Raw genomic sequence first — 17186 nt, 5'->3', positions numbered from 1 at the left:
CAGTGGACCCTGCAATTTAAAACGATGTACGCGGTCAGTCGTTGATGCGCGCAAAGCGGACGACCTGCATTTAAAGAAGTTTGTTAACTGCGGCCGACTTACAACCAGAGCGAACACGAAGCCGCTGCGCATGTATGTCGAGTTATCCGCAGAACCATTCGCATGACTGCGCGCTCGTATTTTTGAGGCACTTTGGTCGAGGTTCAAAATGCTCAATGTCGTGAAATTTCGTCGACCTGGTGCGCCCATGCGGCGCACTGAGCCAATGCAAACGATGGCGATTGCTAAGCGTGACGCGCCATTAGCGCCGATCGCAATAGCATGTGATTCCGGTCGAGGTGCAAATCAGCGGCTCAAAGCCGCCCGCGCCAATGCCAAGCTCACGATCGCGCGTGCGATTGCCACGCTGGAGGAGAACCATCGCCAGATACGAGCGGCCATACACAAGATTGCCGATTCATCAGCTAGGGCCAGGCTGGAAGCCGATCTCGATCTAATCGAGCGAGAGCTTGCTCTCGCCAAACGGAAATCTGCCAGCCTTTAGAGCTGACGGTCCTCGTTTTACGATGGGATCGCTGAAGTACATTCGAGGTAAGACGACCACCCTTTAGCAGAGAGCCACAACAAGTGTTTGCAAACATCAAAATCACCGGTCGATTGATAGCTGGGTTTGGATCGCTTCTTCTGATGTCCGTTGCAATGTCGGTTACTCGATCCATACCTCCCGGAGCGCGAACGGATCGTTGGCGACTGTGGTTCGCCAAAAAGACCACGTAGCCGGAGATGAGCGCATCGAAAAGCAAGTATTTGAAGCTCGGATGCATGTATGGATGGCCTTGGCAACCGATGATCCGTCGCATTGGGAGAAGGCCGCAGATACCTATAGGCGAACATTTGCACGGCTTGAGGATCTCGCTGCCGACACCAAGGACTTGGGGCGCCGGGTGCGAGTGCTGGATCTCAAAAAAGCTGTCGAGGACGATGAAACGAAGGCGCTCGGGCTGAAGGAATTTAGAGGAAGAAATAGCGCGCTAGATACGCCCGCGGCGAAATCGGCCGTAAGTGCCGCACTCGCCGCCGGTGGTCGGGTTGACGAACTCTCAGAGCCGCTCGCGATTGATTACGAGAAGGCTTCGAAAGCCACTGCGCTAAAGGCGGAAGATAACCTTGGATTGGGCGTGATGATAGCCTTGATCCTTGGCGCTCTCAGTTTGCTGCTGGGTTTCATCCTCGCGGTGCTTACCTCGCGCAGCATTAGCGGCCCGATCCGGAATCTGACAGCATCGATGCTCGAGTTGGCCGGGGGCAATTTCGATGTTGTGCTCCACGGTCTTGGTCGCAAGGACGAAATTGGGGAAATTGCGAATGCGGTCGAAAGGTTCAAGGTGAAGTCGGCCGAGAAGGCGGAGGCGGAAACCCAAGCCAAACTAGCTCATGATCGTATCGCTGCTGAGCAACGAAAGTCCGACATGCGCAGGCTTGCAGATGCGTTCGACGCGGCCATCGGGGAAATTGTCGAAACCGTTTCCTCGGCGTCCACAGAACTGGAGGCGTCGGCTCGCTCACTGGCAAACACTGCCGAATCCACACAGCGACTCTCGACCGCTGTAGCCTCGGTCTCCGAACAGGCGTCCGCGAACGTTCAGTCCGTTGCATCGGCCACAGAAGAAATGTCGATTTCCGTAAATGAGATTGGCCGGCAAGTGCAGGAGTCAGCTCGTATTGCGAGTGAAGCCGTTCGAATAGCCGCGAGCGCTGACAAGCGCGTTCTGTCTCTCTCTGAGGCCGCCGGCAAGGTCGGTGACGTCATCCAATTCATCAACACAATTGCATCTCAAACAAATCTTCTGGCCTTGAACGCGACAATCGAGGCAGCCCGCGCCGGAGACGCTGGGCGAGAGTTCGCAGTCGTTGCATCAGAAGTGAAAATGTTAGCGGACCAGACCGCGAAGGCGACGAAGGAGATAAGTGATCAGATTTGTGGAATTCAGTCATCCACCAAGGAATCAGTGGCAAGCATCAAAGAAGTCACCAGCGTTATTGGCCGAATCTCAGAAAGTTGCTCGGCCATCGCGTCTGCTGTGGAAGAACAAGGCGCTGCAAACCAAGAGATTGCCCGGAATGTGCAGCAGGCGGCAATTGGTACGACCCAGGTCGCCACAAATATCGCCGAAGTCAATCGAGGTGCGGATCAGACGGGCACCGCGTCAACGCAGGTGCTTTCCGCTGCCAGGTCCCTAGCTGAGGATAGCAATCGTCTGAAGCTGGAAGTGCAGAGATTCCTGGCCAGGGTAGCGGAAGCTTAGCAAAGCTTTGACGCTCCTGAAGAAGCGCTGCTCCAGTGCGCATGTCCCTTTATCTTGGTCGGATGTATTTTCCACGCCGACCTCTCGGGGGCGCGACCGACGGACAAGAGCCCAATAGGGCTTGAGGGCAGCAGCTGCCGACAATAGGTACTTCATCTCGTGCAAAGCGCCACTTTGCGTGGAATGAGTGCACCCAGGAATGGAATGATTGCCGCTTTTCGTCAGGTCGAAGTCAAAGCTAGATGCGGCGGTGGAACACGTTCGCCCAGCTCCGAACTTGGTCAAGCGACGTCTGTTACTGTACGTCTGATGGCTCCAGCGGCTTCGACCGAAAGAAACCGAACCTGCCGGAATGTGTTCAGGCCGCCATCAGCTCGGCTGGCCTTTCACCTACAAGGGCGGCCAATCGATAGGCCTACAAGTCCACTGCGGTTGATCTCAGCAAGCAGACTGTCGGCGCGATGCCTCGCCGGAATTCCAACAAGCCCTGTGCCCGCTGTCGCATCCGTCGCCACCGGATCACGAATGAACTCATACATCCGGATAATGAAATGGACGGAAAGGCCTGCGAAATCCTCCTCCGGCCTCTTGGTGCTTACCGTAGAATCCTCGTGATCAAACTCCAACTCGCCCAAACTATCGCTGCAAGCCAGGCGATCAATACGATGGTGGCAACTCCCAGGAATCCGATAGGAACTAGCTGATTGCCATTTCGCCGCCGTTCGCCTGCATCCAGGGTAAGAGACGATCAGAGCTGCCCGCCTGGCATACACCGGTGAGCTGAGACAACCATCCGGGTTGAGGACGACCCAGGAGTGACCGGGCCGGAAGCTGCTCTAATACTGCAAAGGCCGCTTCATAGGGTGAGGCCGTGCTCATTGAGCACCTTATCTCTGAGAGCCCCCTTGATCTCACGGGCGATCTCTTTGCGAACTGCGGCGCCCAACTCTATCTTGGCATCCTCGACAAGGTCAGCTTCGACCCCGATCAAACCTTTGTCGGTGAGCTGTTGCTGTAGCCGGCTGTGGAACTCCGTGCCCATTGCAGCAAGGAGCTGGTCGTGCGCCCTGGTGTGGTCTTCGGGTGCGATGCGACTCACAACGTCGTCCCAGGGTTGCCAGTCCATCGCCAAATAGTCGGCGAATTCCGCCGCCTCTCGGTTGCGCACGGATGTCTCTGCACTGTCAACGTCAGCGTCGGTCACACCGGAAACCTCAAAGAAGCGCATGTTCGGGGCGACGTGTTGCAGTCCCAGCCGCTCGCGGAGCTTATTTTGATAAGCAAGAGAGACCTCAATGGCGTCGATGTCTTCGACGTTGTTGCCCGAGCCTAGCGCGTGAACCTTCTCGCGCGCAATTCTGTCCAGCGCGTCCAGGCGGAACATGACCCGCCCCAGATCGATGAGATCGGGAAGGCGGGCCTTGTTGTTATAGGCGCCGTTCTCGACCTCTGCGATGAGGCGTGCGGTCTGCATGCCGTTCCAGGTCAAAGTTCTGCGATCCTCGCAGCTCTCGTTGGCGTCCAGGGCCAGTTGGAAGTAGCGCTTACGCAATTCCGGGTTTTGCGCCACTTGGCGCAGATCATTGGCCACTGACTGCCGGAATTCTTCGTTGCCAGAGTTCGCGGACTCGAACAGTTTGCCAAGGAAGAGCGCGTATTCCCGGGCGCCCGGCTCTTCAGCGACGCTCTGCCAAGCGGCCAGCACCTCTCGATCACCCTCCTGTGGATTTCCCCGGAGCCAGTTTGCGACCGTTTCAATGAGAGCATCGGGCTGTTCATCGTCTGTCTCGGACAATTCACTTTCGTCATTGTGCGAATGGTAGACGGTTGGACCGGCATAGTCCTCGGCGCTTAGGATTGTATCCAGGTTCGCGAGCACCTGCTCGGGCAGAGGATTGTCGGTCAGAACTATGCTGCCAGGAGCGACCAATTGCGTCAGCAGGTCGTCCGGTAGGCTCGTCAATTGGTTTTGGCCGACGTCGAGAAAGTCCAGCGAAGCAGGGAGGTGCCGCGGCAGACGCGTCAGTTGGTTTTCGCTGACGTCGAGAAACTGGAGGGTGGCGGGAAGGGTCTCCGGCAGATTCGCCAACTGATTGTGGCTGGCGCGGAGAAACTGCAGCGAAGCAGGGAGCACCTCGGGCAGTTCCTGCAGCTGATTGTGGTTGAGGTCGAGATGCTCGAGCTCAGCAGGTAGGACCCCAGGCAGGCTCCTCAGCCGGTTTGAGCTCGCGTCGAGGCCTCTGAGCTCGGTCGGGAGTTCGGGCAGGGTGGTCAGCTGATTGCCCCTAACGTCAAGACGCCGGAGCGAAGCAGGCAGGCTATCGGGCAGAGTGGTCAACCGATTGAAGGGCACATCAAGCGCAACGATAATGCTCGGAAGTCTTGGCAGGCTTGTAAGGGACAGCGATCCAAGATCCAGTGTAGTGGTCTCACCCAGAGTATTCACTCGGCGCACCGCTTCTTCCCGATCCTCGAGCGGGCCTACCTCCGGTTCAGCAGCCCAATTCTCAAGCACCTCATCTCGCTCGCCCTCAATATGGGCGGAATCTCTGGAGTTTGCTGCGGAGCCTGTCACGACCGCGTTCCACTGCGCCGCGTCTTCGTCTTGCCCGTCCTGCTGTCCGGAAGATACAGAAGGGATGCCACCGTTGCTCTGAATATGTCCTGTCTCAATTGGATCCATCCCACCCTCCTCACGAAATTGAGCGCAGACTCAGCCCACGGTGACAATGCTCTAGGACCAGTAGCTTTCGATAAGCTGACAGACTGTCGCCGTAAGTGGCATCGATGGCAACGAAGCTGGCATGACCCTGGGTGCAGGATTTGATCGGCCGATCCGCTGACCGTAAGATATTTTCCGCTGACGCGTTTCCGCGCATAACCACCCAGCAGCGGCTCAAGTATAAAGCCCACGCGTGGCGGCGGTGCCTTTCTCCAACTACCTGCGAAGCAAGAGCGCACGCTCTCCAACGCCCAACGTCCGCGTCGGTCCTCTCTCGTGCCAAGACAATCGCTGCCGCGCTGGTATTTGCCGTTGGTGGGGAACCCAACGATCTGGGTGTTTTTGCAGCGACACTCGTCAGCTGATCGACAGGTGGGCCTGCTAAGGGCGAAGGCTGCCACCGTTGACGGTACTCCGGACTTGTCTGGCCTGCGAGATGGCAGACTGCGGGCAGCAGTATCGATCTATTGTCCAGGTTAGGCTCGTATCGGCCTGTGTCGAAGAGGTGCTGGACGGCAGTCGCGGACCACGCGCACACGCCTTCGAATGATCATTTGCTCTGCGGACCTAGCTGCTTCGCGGCCTTGGGAAGCGGAGGTGTACTCGTTAGTTCTGACCGATGGAGAGATTGATGGACACAGGATACGCACAGCGGAGCGCGGCTTCCTCCCCGGGCGCATTTGAAGAGGTGGAGCAGGAAAGCTACCTCGGCGGCTTCAATCGTGCCGTCGCGAATTTGGTCGAAACGTTGACAGGGTATCGGACCCCAGCCTCCGCGCGCGCACAGATCCTGGACAATTGGGTTGCCGAAGAAGGGCAGTGCGAAGCCGAGAATAGGCGACAGGGGCGCAGACGAATCAGGAATTCGGATAACACAGGCTCGCGCTCGCTGGATTTGTCCTCGCTCTCACTGACCGCTCTGCCCGCCGCCCTTCCGCCAAGGTTGCTGGAACTGCGCGCCAGGCACAACGAGCTAAGCAGCCTGCCTGCCGCGTTCCCACCCGGTCTCCAGCGTCTTCTCATTAGCCATAATCGCTTGACCAGTTTGCCGGACGATCTTCCGGCGACCCTCTCTGAGCTAGAGGTCGCTGACAACAGCTTGACCAGTCTGCCGGCAAACCTTCCAGCCGGGCTCGAGATCCTGAACGTAAACGACAACCGGCTCATCAGCCTGCCGGACGCTCTCCCGAGCGGGCTCACCTCGCTTGCGGTCAGTGGCAATCAGTTGACCGACCTCCCGGTGTCCCTCCCCTCGTGGCTCGTTGAACTCAATGTCAGCGGCAATCAATTGGCCAACCTCCCCGACCCACTTCCGAGCACGCTCCAATCACTCAATGTCAGCGGTAACCGGCTGACCAGCCTGCCTGAAGGTCTTTTAGATGCTCTTGTGCCGAATAATAGCCTTCACTACCCGCATCTGGAGAGCCTCGAATTGGAGGATAACGCGCTGCCGGACGACATCCTCGCTCATCTGGCGGCGGCTGAAGCGCCACCGCAGCTTGCGCAGCAATCCCTGCATGAAGCTGCCGCACACTGGCTCGCAGACGACCCGGCCACGCTGGCCGAATGGGAGCACTTTGCGGATGAGCCCGGCGCCCAAGACTACGCACAGTTCCTGGAGAGGCTACGAGGCAGCGTGAACTACGGCAATAACGGGTTTCGGCAAGCAGTGGCTGACGATCTACGGCAGGCGGCCGCCAATCCGACGTTGCGCGAGCAGTTCTTTGCACAGGCTTCCGAGGCCAACACGAGCTGCGAGGATCGGGTCACCTTGCACTGGAATGGTATGCAGACCGCGCGCATCAACGCTGACGTCAAGGACGGGGTATATGACGATCGGCTTGGCGATCTGATCCAGCGCGGCCGTGTCGCCTTCCGCTTGGAGGCGTTGGACGAGATCGCGCGCGACAGGATCAACTCGCTCGCGAGCGGCAACCCGAACGTAGACGACATCGAAGTCTATCTGGCCTATCAACATCGGCTGCGCGAGCCGTTGGAGCTCTATCATCTCGCCCCTGATATGCGCTTCCTAGAGGTCTCTCACGTCAGCGAGGATGATGCGACGGAGGCGCTCGACCTGGTCCGGGAGCGGGAAGCAAGCCAGTTCACCGACTACATGGCAAGCCGCTGGCAACCCTGGGAGACGGTGCTGAGGCGCATCGCTCCAGACGAACATGCCGCGATGGGAGACCGGGTGCTCGACGCCATGGGCGACGAGTTTCAAACCCGCTTGACTCAGCGACTGGTCGAGCATGGTCTTCTAGGCGATGCGGATGCCGAGCGGGTGCTCGGAGCCCAAGTCCGAAACGAGATCGCTGGCGAGATCAAAGGCGAGGTCATGCAACGTGTGCTCGCAGAGCGTGGCCTCGAACTATGAGGCTCCCAAACCGCCGCAGCGATATCCATTATTGCTCCGCGGCGGTACCCAAAGATCGATCGTGAAGGCTCGGCCATCGCTGCCAAGGTGCTTTCGCGCTTTGGCAATGCGCTGCCGTCGATGAGGGTCTTTCGGTCTTGCCGAGTGACGAAAATTTCGAGGGCGTATCTACGTCCAGTCGAAGGCGCTTCGCGACGAGAGCTCCTCGGTCGAAAAGTTGTCGAGGAGACCAAGGCGCGCAGCGGTGAAATCATCGGTCGCGGAGGCGCTGCCGCAGCCAGCCAGCTCGGTTTGACGAGGCAGCTAAATGTTCGGGCGGCGATGCTTGAATTCGGCGCACGATCGACAGGCGATCCATTGTTCCGTCCGTCGAGGAATTCGTCAGCTCGAACTGGAGGCCGGCGAAGAGGTGCGGCAAAATTGGAGCGACCCCGTCCCTAGTCAGGCGAGTGCCGATCCCAGGCCACTCTCGCGCCCAGTAATATCCTGATCTCGTCAGCTTTTCGAAAGGTTGCGGCTACAACAATCAAGAATCTGACTCTTGCTGAACGAGCTGCTATTTGGCCGTAATCCAGACCGTACGGATTGCTGCAGGGTCTATGCAAACATGAGGAGGGCAGGATGGATCCGGTTGACCCATTCTTCGATTCAGGAGCCTGGATGCGAGAGTACGCCGCCCTTCAGGGGCGGAGTGGGCAGCGAACGGGCAGCCCAAGCGAGCAGGGTGACTTTGAAGGGCGGCTGCAGGACTTGAATCTCGATCCGTCTGATCAAAGCAAGTCAGCTTCGCCTGAGCGGTCTCCCGCAGGAGGTGGTCGAGCAGTCCGGCGGGAGGATTTCGGCGGTTCGATGCGGGTGCCGCCGCACTCCGCTTTCAGGGAGAGTGCGCTAGGCGGCACGCGACGGAGCGTAGACATTGCCAGCTTCCAGCTTCCCACTTCGGCGCAAGTGCCGCAGTCTAGTTTGCGAGATGATCTGTTCAGCAGCGCACGTTACAGCTTTCCGGACGCAGAGTCTGCCGCCTCGGCCAAGAGCGGAAAAAGCCGTGGATTATGGTCACGCTTCAAGTCGGGAATCGGCAAGGCCCTTGGCGGAAAGTCGTCGCGTGACGCGGGAGAATCTGACGTCTTTTCGACGAATGTACGAATTGATTATGCCAGGCAGCCGGGCCGGACGCGCGGGGTCAATTCGGCCGATGAGGAGCTCATTGAAGATTTCCGAAACAAGGCGGCGGGTAATCTCAGCGATGGCACTATCAAGAATGCGGCAGCCGATTTGCGCCATTTGAGCGCGCGCCTGAGCGACGCCGGCAGGCCCTCAATTGCCGATCGAATTCGTCGGGAATTGGAAAACGCGCAGCTGGTAAATCCCGATGTGGAAAACCACCAGCTAGAAGCTGAGCTCGATGAGGACGTCGACACCTACGCAAAGGACCGCGGCAGGCGCATCAAGGCGGCCCTGAAGAAGCTTCGTGAAGTCGGTGCCGGAAACACGTTGGCAGCCGATGTCCGCCGGCTGGCTCCTCATGCTGAGGACGCAACCCTCATTCGCATGTGGGCGGCGGCGGAAAAGGCGACAGACAGGATCGACCCAAAGACGATCGACAGGCAAACTCGCCGCATGTTCAGGCTGAGTGAGTGGCTGCAGACGCATGATAGACAGCCGATCGCCGGCCGACTTTCCACCCCTGGGCTCGCTCAGGACGTCGAGGAGTACAAGCACGAGACCGGGGACAGCAAGATCAACGCTGATCTGGTCAGGCTTGGGCTCTACCAGCAAATCCTTGAGGCGAACAGGGCACTGGGATTGCCCCCTCCTGAGGACCCGGGTCAGCCTTCTGCGGAAGCTGCTCGTCAGGCCCGCTCGCCACAGGAGCTTCCCGCAACGCCTGCCACGCCGAGCGCGGGAGCTTGGGAATGGCTTGGAGAGCAAATGCACGGATCTGGCTCATCGATGCCGGCGCCGCAAAGCGGATGGCGGGCCGGCTCGTCCCAGCTGCTTCCCGCAACGCCTGCGACGCCGAGCGCGGGAGCCTGGGATTGGCTCGGCGACCAAATCCATGAACCTGCCTCACCAGCGCCGGCGCCGCACTGGGCTGCGCAAGCTCAGCCCCCGCTCGAGCTTCCTGCCACTCCAGCCACCCCGAGCCAGGGAGCCTGGGCATGGCTTGGGCAACAGATGCAAGAACCCGCATCGCCTTCGTCCGTGAGGCCTCGATGGTCAAACATCTACGGCGGTCTCGAGTCCTTCGTTGATCTGGATCCACCCACACCCCACGACTTGCGTGACGATGCGCGCTCCGCGCCAGCACCTGAATTTGCGGCCGCCTCGCCGTTCGCAGGACAGCCGGGGGCGGCTTCGGAGCTGCGGGACATTGGAGCAATCGTTGGCGCCAACTGGCGCCACGGCTCCCAGGCGGCTTCAGACGTGCTGATCGATGTATTGGGCAACATCAATCTGCTGCCAAACCAGTTCGAGCCAAGTCAGTTTGCAATCAATGGGGAGCGCTATTCGGCGACATTTGGACCGGGCGGTCGCAGAGATATTCGCCTGATCCATCACCCGCGCGCCGCTGGGATGAACGAAGCCGGGCCATCCCGGCCGCTGCATCGTCCACGGCCAATCGTAAGCGCAAGGCAAACCGGGGAAGGTGCAGTCGATCTTGGCCATCTTATCCGGGGCGGCTGGGAGCATAGGGAGCGGTTCCTGCCGCCTTACCTCGTGCGCGTTTTGGAAGGCGAGGGCATCATGCCCCAGCCCGGGCGGCCGACCTATTTCGAAATCCGCGGAATGCCATATAGAGGCGAGTTGGTGGAAAGCGAAGGACGCCAGCGCGTTCGCGTTTATCCCGAACCTCGGTGAAGAAGCAAGTTGGCTGCAATTCCAAATGCTCGGCGGGCAGCTCGCGTGAGACGTTCTATCAGGCCGCGCTTGACCGGCGATGCACCCAATCGATGCAGATCGCAGAGGTGGGGCGTGAATACACGCCTGATTTCGACGGCGATGTTGGCTCAGTCAGTTTTCTCAAGCGGCAACCTCTCCGCTGTCCGTACATCAGGCCCGAGCCTGGCTCAAAAAATTTCGAAGCGACAGTCTCTCAAAAGAGCGCGGCGTGAACCCGATCGGGCCAAACGACCCATTCGACACGGAAGTGTGGATATAGAGGTACGCTGCCCTGCAAGATCCGCATGTGAGACAACATCCGGCAGCTGTCAAATTGAATGACAAACGGCCTCCTGCGCGCATCGTTTGCCTCATTGTGTCGCTTCATCATTAGTTCGCTGTGCCGTATTCGTGGTGCTGAAACATGAGCGCGTCGGACCGTTCGCTGCCATGATTTAAGCCGGGGCCGAAGCGTTCTCAGAAGTTTATCATGATACCGCACTTGAATAGCCGATGCTCACGTTAGCTGGTACCATCACGTTTACTGATAACGCACAGGGAGGAACGAGCACGCCTGTTTTCAGAATTCCCCAATTATCGCTGCCAACAGCCTGATCCGGAGGCGCTAAGTACGGACCCAGCGGCAAAAACCACGAATCCCCAGAGAAACCAAATCACAAGAGCAGGCGGCCACAACGAGGAGGGAGGCTTTTCCGGTTGCCGTTCTGAGTCTTGATGGTCGGGACAGGCTTCCCATGATCGCCAGAGTTTGAGGCGACATCGGTCCGTTAAAGCCACGAAGACTAGCTTCGTCCACGGCTATCTCGCACCACAACCGCTAATCGATCACCCATGGCAGAAGAGCCTGCCAATGGGAGAACCCGCCTCTACTCGGTACAACAAACAACCCCGATGCCATGTGGGGCGGATCGACCCTCGCCAAGAAATGGGCGTCAAGTAGACGGTTGGCCTCGACGATGGCTCGGGCAGGGCAATAACATCGCGGCATCCCCGACGGTCGCTCCTGCGAACTCTGCTCTGCGCCGAAAGCGATGTGCCCTTGCACGAAAGCGGACGTCTCGCCTCTGGTTATTCATCATCAAGCAGTCGCCGAAGCTCCCCTGGAGAAAACTGCTCTGGCTCGAAAGTAAATTCTTCTGGATCAATGGAAACAGGAGGAGCGAAGTGATCATCCCTTAGTCCGTGAAGCGCGTCGTGCAAGTCCTTTTCCAGTTGCCGCAGCTCCTCTGGAGGGACGGAGACGGGCGAGTCGCTGGGTTGATCATCGAGATGATCCAGTACTCGCCGAAGATCTGCCTGAGGGAGCTGCTCCGAATCGGATGCGACTTGCTCCTGGATGAAAGCCGAGTTGGCGGGTTGATCATCTCGCCCCTCGGTAAGCTCCTGTGCGTCTTCATCCTCGAGCAGTCGCCAAAACTCCGCTGGAGAGAACTGCTCTGGATCAATGATAAACTCTTCTGTATCAAAGGAAAACGAGGGGTCAGGGGGATCCTCCGATTGCCGGTGAAGCTCGTTACGCAACTCCTTTTCCAGCTGCTGAAGCTCCTCTGAAGGCAGGGAAACTGGCAAGGGGATAGCTTGGTCATCAAGATGGTCGCGCAGGCGCCGAAGCTGCTCCTGAGGAAGCTGCTCTGGATCGACCGCGACCTGTCCTTCGAGGAGAGCCGACGGGACAGGTTGATTGTCGTGTCCCTCCTGATGCTCCTCTTGCCGACTAGCTTCGTACGACGCGCGGTGCTGCGCAGCGGCGCTGTCGATGCGTGTCGGTTCTGTCAGTAAAGTGCCTTCGGGATTGATGAGCGCCACGTTCTGAGGGGAAGGATTGAGCTTAGCGCGAGTACGCCCCGGACGCACGATGGGCACGACGCCCCCCGTCGACCGAAAGGTCCGCAGATGCTCTAATGCTTTAATGAGTCTGTTGCTACTAGAGGCACCGCTGAACTCGCGCACGTCACTGCCATCGCTCAGCGATTTGCCGTCTAGCCGAGCAACAATGCTTGGTTTATTTTTTGCGAAGAGCCAACGGCTATAGCCGATAAGAGAACCTGCATGCTGCTTCGCCGTAACGGAGGCCGTCCCGCCCGCAATAAGCGCCTCCTCAAGCCTGAAGATATCGGCAGCATCCTCCGGATAAAGAGGTCGCCTGTCCCACTGCCCCCGGACTATGACGCCCGTTGAGGCGATCGGCATTGCTCCGCCACTTCCTCCTGAAGCGGCGCTTGCGGTCGGTTTCCGATATACCAGAACTTCTTCCAGATCGTTCAGCGTCCTCTGTCTTTTCGCTGCTCTCGATTGAGCTGTGTCATGTTCATGATTGATGGGGAGCTCCTCACTTGCCAGGAGATTGCTCTGGGCCCGTGGATCGATCGCCTCATCCGGGGATTGCCGGCCATCGTTAGATGCGTCTTTCGCTGAGGGGAGCGCGCGCGGTCGCCCGCGACAAACCAAATGACCGGAATCATGATACGCACGAAGGACGCTTACGCCTGTCTTCATGAGGGCGTCATTTGGAAAGTAGGTATCTAGGTGATTAACCAGGGACTGGTGGTTCCTTAGATCAGTCGTTTGGCCACGGGCGCGGAGATCATTCGCCAGTCGACGAAGTGCCTGAGTATAAAGCCTGACCGTATTCGGTTGCGGATTCTTCTGATCCACATAGTGAGCAATCGCCTTGTCGATAAGGCCCCGGTCTTCTGTAGATAGATGGGGATAGAAGCCTCGATCGCCAACGGGAGCGGGTTCGGCCTGCTTTGCCTCAGCCAAGTGCTGCTCAAAGCCGTCTTGTCCGGCCTGGCTCGTCTGCGGCTCTTGCGGCACGTCGTGCTGCACCTGCGACCAATCTGGCACGTTAAACGGGTCAAAATCTTGCGGGTCCACGCTAACCTCACTCCAGGATCACCTGAACAGGTCTGCCTAGTCGAGCAAGCTTTCGAGAACCTGACTTGGCTATGGTTCCGCAGCGGAGAGTTATCGCGGTGACTAACCTGGGAAATGACCGCGTTCGGGACCAGCTTCTCCTGAACACTCCGCCTCGCCTTGCTTGGGGTCCAACGAGATCTTTTGTCCATAAGCTCTTACAGCTGGCGCACCCCTAGATGGGCTCATCTCGCGCAGATGCAGCCGGTCTCCTCAACAAGTTCGCGAAGCTCAGGTCCCATGCGTCACGAGATGGCGGAATCAGAATGGCGTCTGCCATGATCAGAAGAATATCAACGTAGATACCAGCAGATTGAGCGCGTGTTCAGTTTGGGGCGTGTGCGTGATGCTTGTGGGGTTATGAATGTATGATAGTCCCACGCCTGCATATATTCCCGGAGCAAGATGGGCGGTATATGTTCCGGTGATTGCCGTGGTATCACGATGCACAAGCTGGCCTTTAGCCAGGGCAGCATCCACCGCAAATTTGCTCCAGCTCGTGTTGCTAGCAACGATTGCAATCAGATCACTGGGCCGGCTATCAAAAGGCCCTTTCGCATAAAGACGAAGCTCGTAATATTGGCTGATCCTGTTGAGGTCAGGCGGAGCTCCCATGATGGAGAAGCCGCCATAGATGCCGCGAGACGGCGTCCCACTCGCGTCAATCTGCCAGAGCTGCCTGTCCGCAGCGATGTAGTGAAAATTATTCCCACTCTCCCTTTGTTGCTTGGGGTCCGCCAAATTCGTGTAGCGGCTACTGTTCAAACCAACGCCCGCCCGCAGCCACGTGTCGGCTACGCCGGGAGCAGCCTTGCTCTTGTAGCCGGCTTCTTCAACGAGAAGGATGCCCGCATTGGCCGTGCTCCAGTTCAAGCCGGTGGGATTCTCGGTTATGTGGGCATAGGCACCATCTGGGCTGATTGAGCGCTGGACGGAGACCTTGTTGTACAAGCGATCGTCAAAATTGTACTTCAAGTTGACCGCCGGCGTCGGCGCAGCATTGGTGCTCATCCCTGCCTGGAACAAGGCAGACATGTTCGATCCTGTAATTCCTCCGAACAATGTGCCGGTGAACTCATTTTGGTTTCTGAGGTAGCCAAGTTTGAGTTCTAGCGTCCTGTCGAAGAAAGTCTGGTAGTAGGCGAGCGTATTGATTCCCACTCGATCTGGTCCCGGGCGCTCCCACGTCCAGTATTGCTGCTCGGCTCCTACGACAATCTGTCCGTCGGCAATGCCAAACCGGCTGAGATCGTAGGTGACGATCATGAAGTTTGCCGACGCGAAGGTCGGATTCTGGCCCATATAGAGCTGGTTTGCGATAGTGCTTCTGGCTGCATTCGGCAGCTGGTTGTTTGCAAAGCTGTTGTGTGTCCAGCCGATGTAGCCAATGCCGACATCTGCCAGCGCCGATCTAACGCCGTCCGTGTCCTGATCAATCGTGTCCGCAGGGCCAGGTATGTTGAGCCACATCCCTTTTTCACGCAGATTGTTGTACCTTTCGAAGGGATCTATCGTCTTTTGCCGTCTCGTCTGAGTAGCCTTGTCCGCATTGCCGCGCTTCACGAAAGGCACTCCGGGACCTGCTGCTGGCGGCGGGGCAGAAGGGCGGATTGTCTGACGGATCAGGTCGATCCGGAGCTTTGCGGCCCGATCGGAAGTCTTTCCTCTTTTGCTGGCCTGATCCACAGGGTGGTTACTAGGATCGAGTCCGCTCGCGGTTTGTGCCAGTACGGAATTGCCGACCAGACAAACCGCTAGCGAAAGCGCGACAACAAGCCCAGATTGCTTTCCCCTTGGCCTGAAATTGAAAGAAAGTGCTGCCGTAGCCGAGTATGTCCGAGGCGAGGTCGTCGCAAGAAGGCAATCACGCATGGCGTACTTCGGGTCCATGTCTGCCGGCCATGAATAGATTGAACTGCGGCCTGATTGGCCCAGAGTGAGCTCCCGGCGTTTTCGCGTCCGAGGGCAAGGGGGACGAGCCAGAACTCGATCCATCCGAAGAGAACCACCAAGGCTTCCTGAACCTCTCAGCTCGTGGCGCGATGATGATCTGGTCCGAAACTTTGCTTGTGCATGACGCCGGTGCGCCGAGAGCCAGCTGAGAGCGCAGGCTCGGCAAATGCTCACGACGAGCGCGCGGGGGCTTGCTGTCCTGGCCACCAAAACATTGCGAATGTCCACCCTGCTCACTGCGAGTCAGGCGAGCCTGGCGGTGTCGCGCATTTGCATCGAAGGCGGCTTTCTGGACGAAACAGCAGCTGCCGGGAAGCAAGGCTCGCCGTGCAAGAGGCTTGGCTTCACGAAGCGCTTCGTTGGGATCGTTGTCAGCGAAACACGATACAATCGCCAGGCTTGAAGGCCGAAGAGCCTTTGAATTTGCGCGCGCGGCAACCACAGCAGAACATCCAACGTGATGGCCCACGAGGCCGGAGGAATCAGCCATCGAGCGGCTTCGGCGGATATCGGCGAGCCGTTGCTGGCTGCCGTCAGCGCGGCACAACCTGTCTTGCATCCGAATCCTTGACGAGCGCGGCGTTCGTTGGTCTCGCTTGCCACGAGCCCATCATCTCGAACAATCTGCCGGAATTGGTAGTTGACCAGGTGCAGTGCTTGCCGGTCCAATCGGCCATTGCGGCTCGGCCGATCAGCCGTGGCGCTCACGTGGCGCTTCCCGGATGAAGTTGCTGGTCTCGGCAAGGCGTGAGGCGGGGCTCCATCGAACACACTGCAGAATCAGTTGACGGTTTGCATTCGTGCCGTGGCACGATAAGAAAATCTGCAAAGTTCTTCTGAATGATGAGAAAAGCGCCATCGCCGGCGAAGATGAGTACCATTGCTCGCTGGTGACGCTATCATGGAGAACGCGCAAATTGTCGCGTTGCGTTGCTCAAGAAGTAGCGTTTCATAGGAGCAGGGCAGCCGACGGCAAGCTCGCCAAGATTGATTATTGTCGACGCTGGCAGCTCCTGGAGCGCGTGAGCATCGCAGGCTATCGCGTCGACAAAACAAGCCTGGTGGAATGGGATCTTGAGCGAGGGACAATGGACTTGATTGATCAAGCGGCCGCTTCAGACTTGCGGCCGCCCTTGCACGGGCCGTCAAGACGGATTCTCCCGGTTTTGGTGCTCCCGCTTGTCCTCGTTGGCTCGTGTGCTGCTGGCGCCTGGCTTTGGGCTGACCTTGAAGAGTTTGTCGAGGCGCCGGAAGCCCAGGACGTCGCTTCAACGATGAGCCTGTCACTGGAGGACAGGGCATCCTTGTTTGAGATAAAGTGGGCACAGCAGAAAACTGGCGATGAGATCGCAGTACTCAACAGCCGGATCAATGCCCAGCGGGATGACCTCAAAGGGATCCTGGATCAGATCACCATGCTGACTTCGCGGATCGATTCGCTGCAGAGTTTAACAGCTGTCCCTTCTGCTGCTTCCGAGCCTCCTTTGTCGTCAGCCCGGGCTGTTTCGAGCGCCGCCAGGAAACGCTTCGGGCGGTCCAAACCACAGGGACCTATTTCCGTCGGAGGCGCGCCAGTGATCGCCGGACCGAAGACAGCCGAGCCTTGAGGTCTGAGACGCTGCAGGCGTGGTCGAGTCTCCAACTGTGCTCGAGGAGGCGGGCCGTAGCTTCGCAAAGCTGGCTCCAGCCGTAAAATACCCGAAGCTTGTGCGGGCGCCGGCGTCTCCAGCGGCATGTCGCTGAAGCCGTCACGATCATAGAGCACTCAAGGGGAGGTGGGGCAGAGCACTTTCCGCATGATCGAGGCGTGGCTCTGAACGGCGGAGCGCGCTGCGCCTCTCCTTACAATCAGCTCCCTTTTTAATCAGCCTTCGACAGTTTTGAGACCATATCTGAACGGTCGTGTCATCACACCGCCGCCGCATCCTCGAAATCTGGCCTGTCTGCCCGAGGCGCTTCTTCGGATCGCTCCCTCGCCAAGAGCTTAGAGGTTTGGGATCTGCTCACA

At 58.4% G+C, this 17186-nt stretch carries 9 protein-coding genes; 5 read left to right on the top strand and 4 right to left on the bottom strand.

Annotation, left to right across the window (positions count from 1 at the left end):
- Positions 1-208 precede the first annotated feature (208 nt).
- The gene (locus MTR72_RS15240; protein ID WP_341510466.1) at positions 209-544 is read left to right on the top strand and encodes a hypothetical protein; all 336 of its coding nucleotides are present in this window, start codon (positions 209-211) and stop codon (positions 542-544) included.
- 208 nt (positions 545-752) lie between these two features.
- Complete coding sequence (locus MTR72_RS15235; RefSeq protein WP_445819590.1) at positions 753-2306, top strand: methyl-accepting chemotaxis protein; 1554 nt, start codon at positions 753-755, stop codon at positions 2304-2306.
- Between the two features lie 856 nt (positions 2307-3162).
- Here MTR72_RS15235 and MTR72_RS15230 read toward each other — a convergent pair.
- Complete coding sequence (locus MTR72_RS15230; protein WP_341510464.1) at positions 3163-4989, bottom strand: NEL-type E3 ubiquitin ligase domain-containing protein; 1827 nt, start codon at positions 4987-4989, stop codon at positions 3163-3165.
- A 670-nt stretch (positions 4990-5659) separates the two neighbouring features.
- Between MTR72_RS15230 and nopM the strand changes: the two genes are divergently transcribed.
- Both nopM and MTR72_RS15220 read left to right on the top strand, forming a co-directional pair.
- Entirely contained in the window at positions 5660-7405 is a 1746-nt protein-coding gene (nopM, locus tag MTR72_RS15225) for a T3SS effector NEL-type E3 ubiquitin ligase NopM (protein WP_341510463.1), read from the top strand.
- A gap of 621 nt (positions 7406-8026) precedes the next feature.
- Complete coding sequence (locus MTR72_RS15220; RefSeq protein WP_341510462.1) at positions 8027-10267, top strand: hypothetical protein; 2241 nt, start codon at positions 8027-8029, stop codon at positions 10265-10267.
- Positions 10268-11377: 1110 nt separating this feature from the next.
- Here MTR72_RS15220 and MTR72_RS15215 read toward each other — a convergent pair.
- The 3 genes from MTR72_RS15215 to MTR72_RS15205 form a co-directional block, all read right to left on the bottom strand.
- Complete coding sequence (locus MTR72_RS15215) at positions 11378-13186, bottom strand: hypothetical protein (RefSeq protein WP_341510461.1); 1809 nt, start codon at positions 13184-13186, stop codon at positions 11378-11380.
- 321 nt (positions 13187-13507) lie between these two features.
- Positions 13508-15115 (bottom strand): carbohydrate porin, encoded by a 1608-nt coding sequence (locus tag MTR72_RS15210; RefSeq protein WP_341510460.1) that lies wholly within the window; start codon positions 15113-15115, stop codon positions 13508-13510.
- A 306-nt stretch (positions 15116-15421) separates the two neighbouring features.
- The gene (locus MTR72_RS15205) at positions 15422-15886 is read right to left on the bottom strand and encodes a hypothetical protein (protein WP_341510459.1); all 465 of its coding nucleotides are present in this window, start codon (positions 15884-15886) and stop codon (positions 15422-15424) included.
- Positions 15887-15978: 92 nt separating this feature from the next.
- Between MTR72_RS15205 and MTR72_RS15200 the strand changes: the two genes are divergently transcribed.
- Positions 15979-16785 (top strand): hypothetical protein, encoded by an 807-nt coding sequence (locus tag MTR72_RS15200; protein ID WP_341510458.1) that lies wholly within the window; start codon positions 15979-15981, stop codon positions 16783-16785.
- The last annotated feature ends 401 nt before the right edge of the window (positions 16786-17186 follow it).

This window comes from Bradyrhizobium sp. ISRA442 (assembly GCF_038085055.1).
Lineage (GTDB): Bacteria > Pseudomonadota > Alphaproteobacteria > Rhizobiales > Xanthobacteraceae > Bradyrhizobium.
The sequence above is the reverse complement of the archived record's forward strand: the minus strand, read 5'-3'. Positions and strand labels throughout refer to the sequence as shown.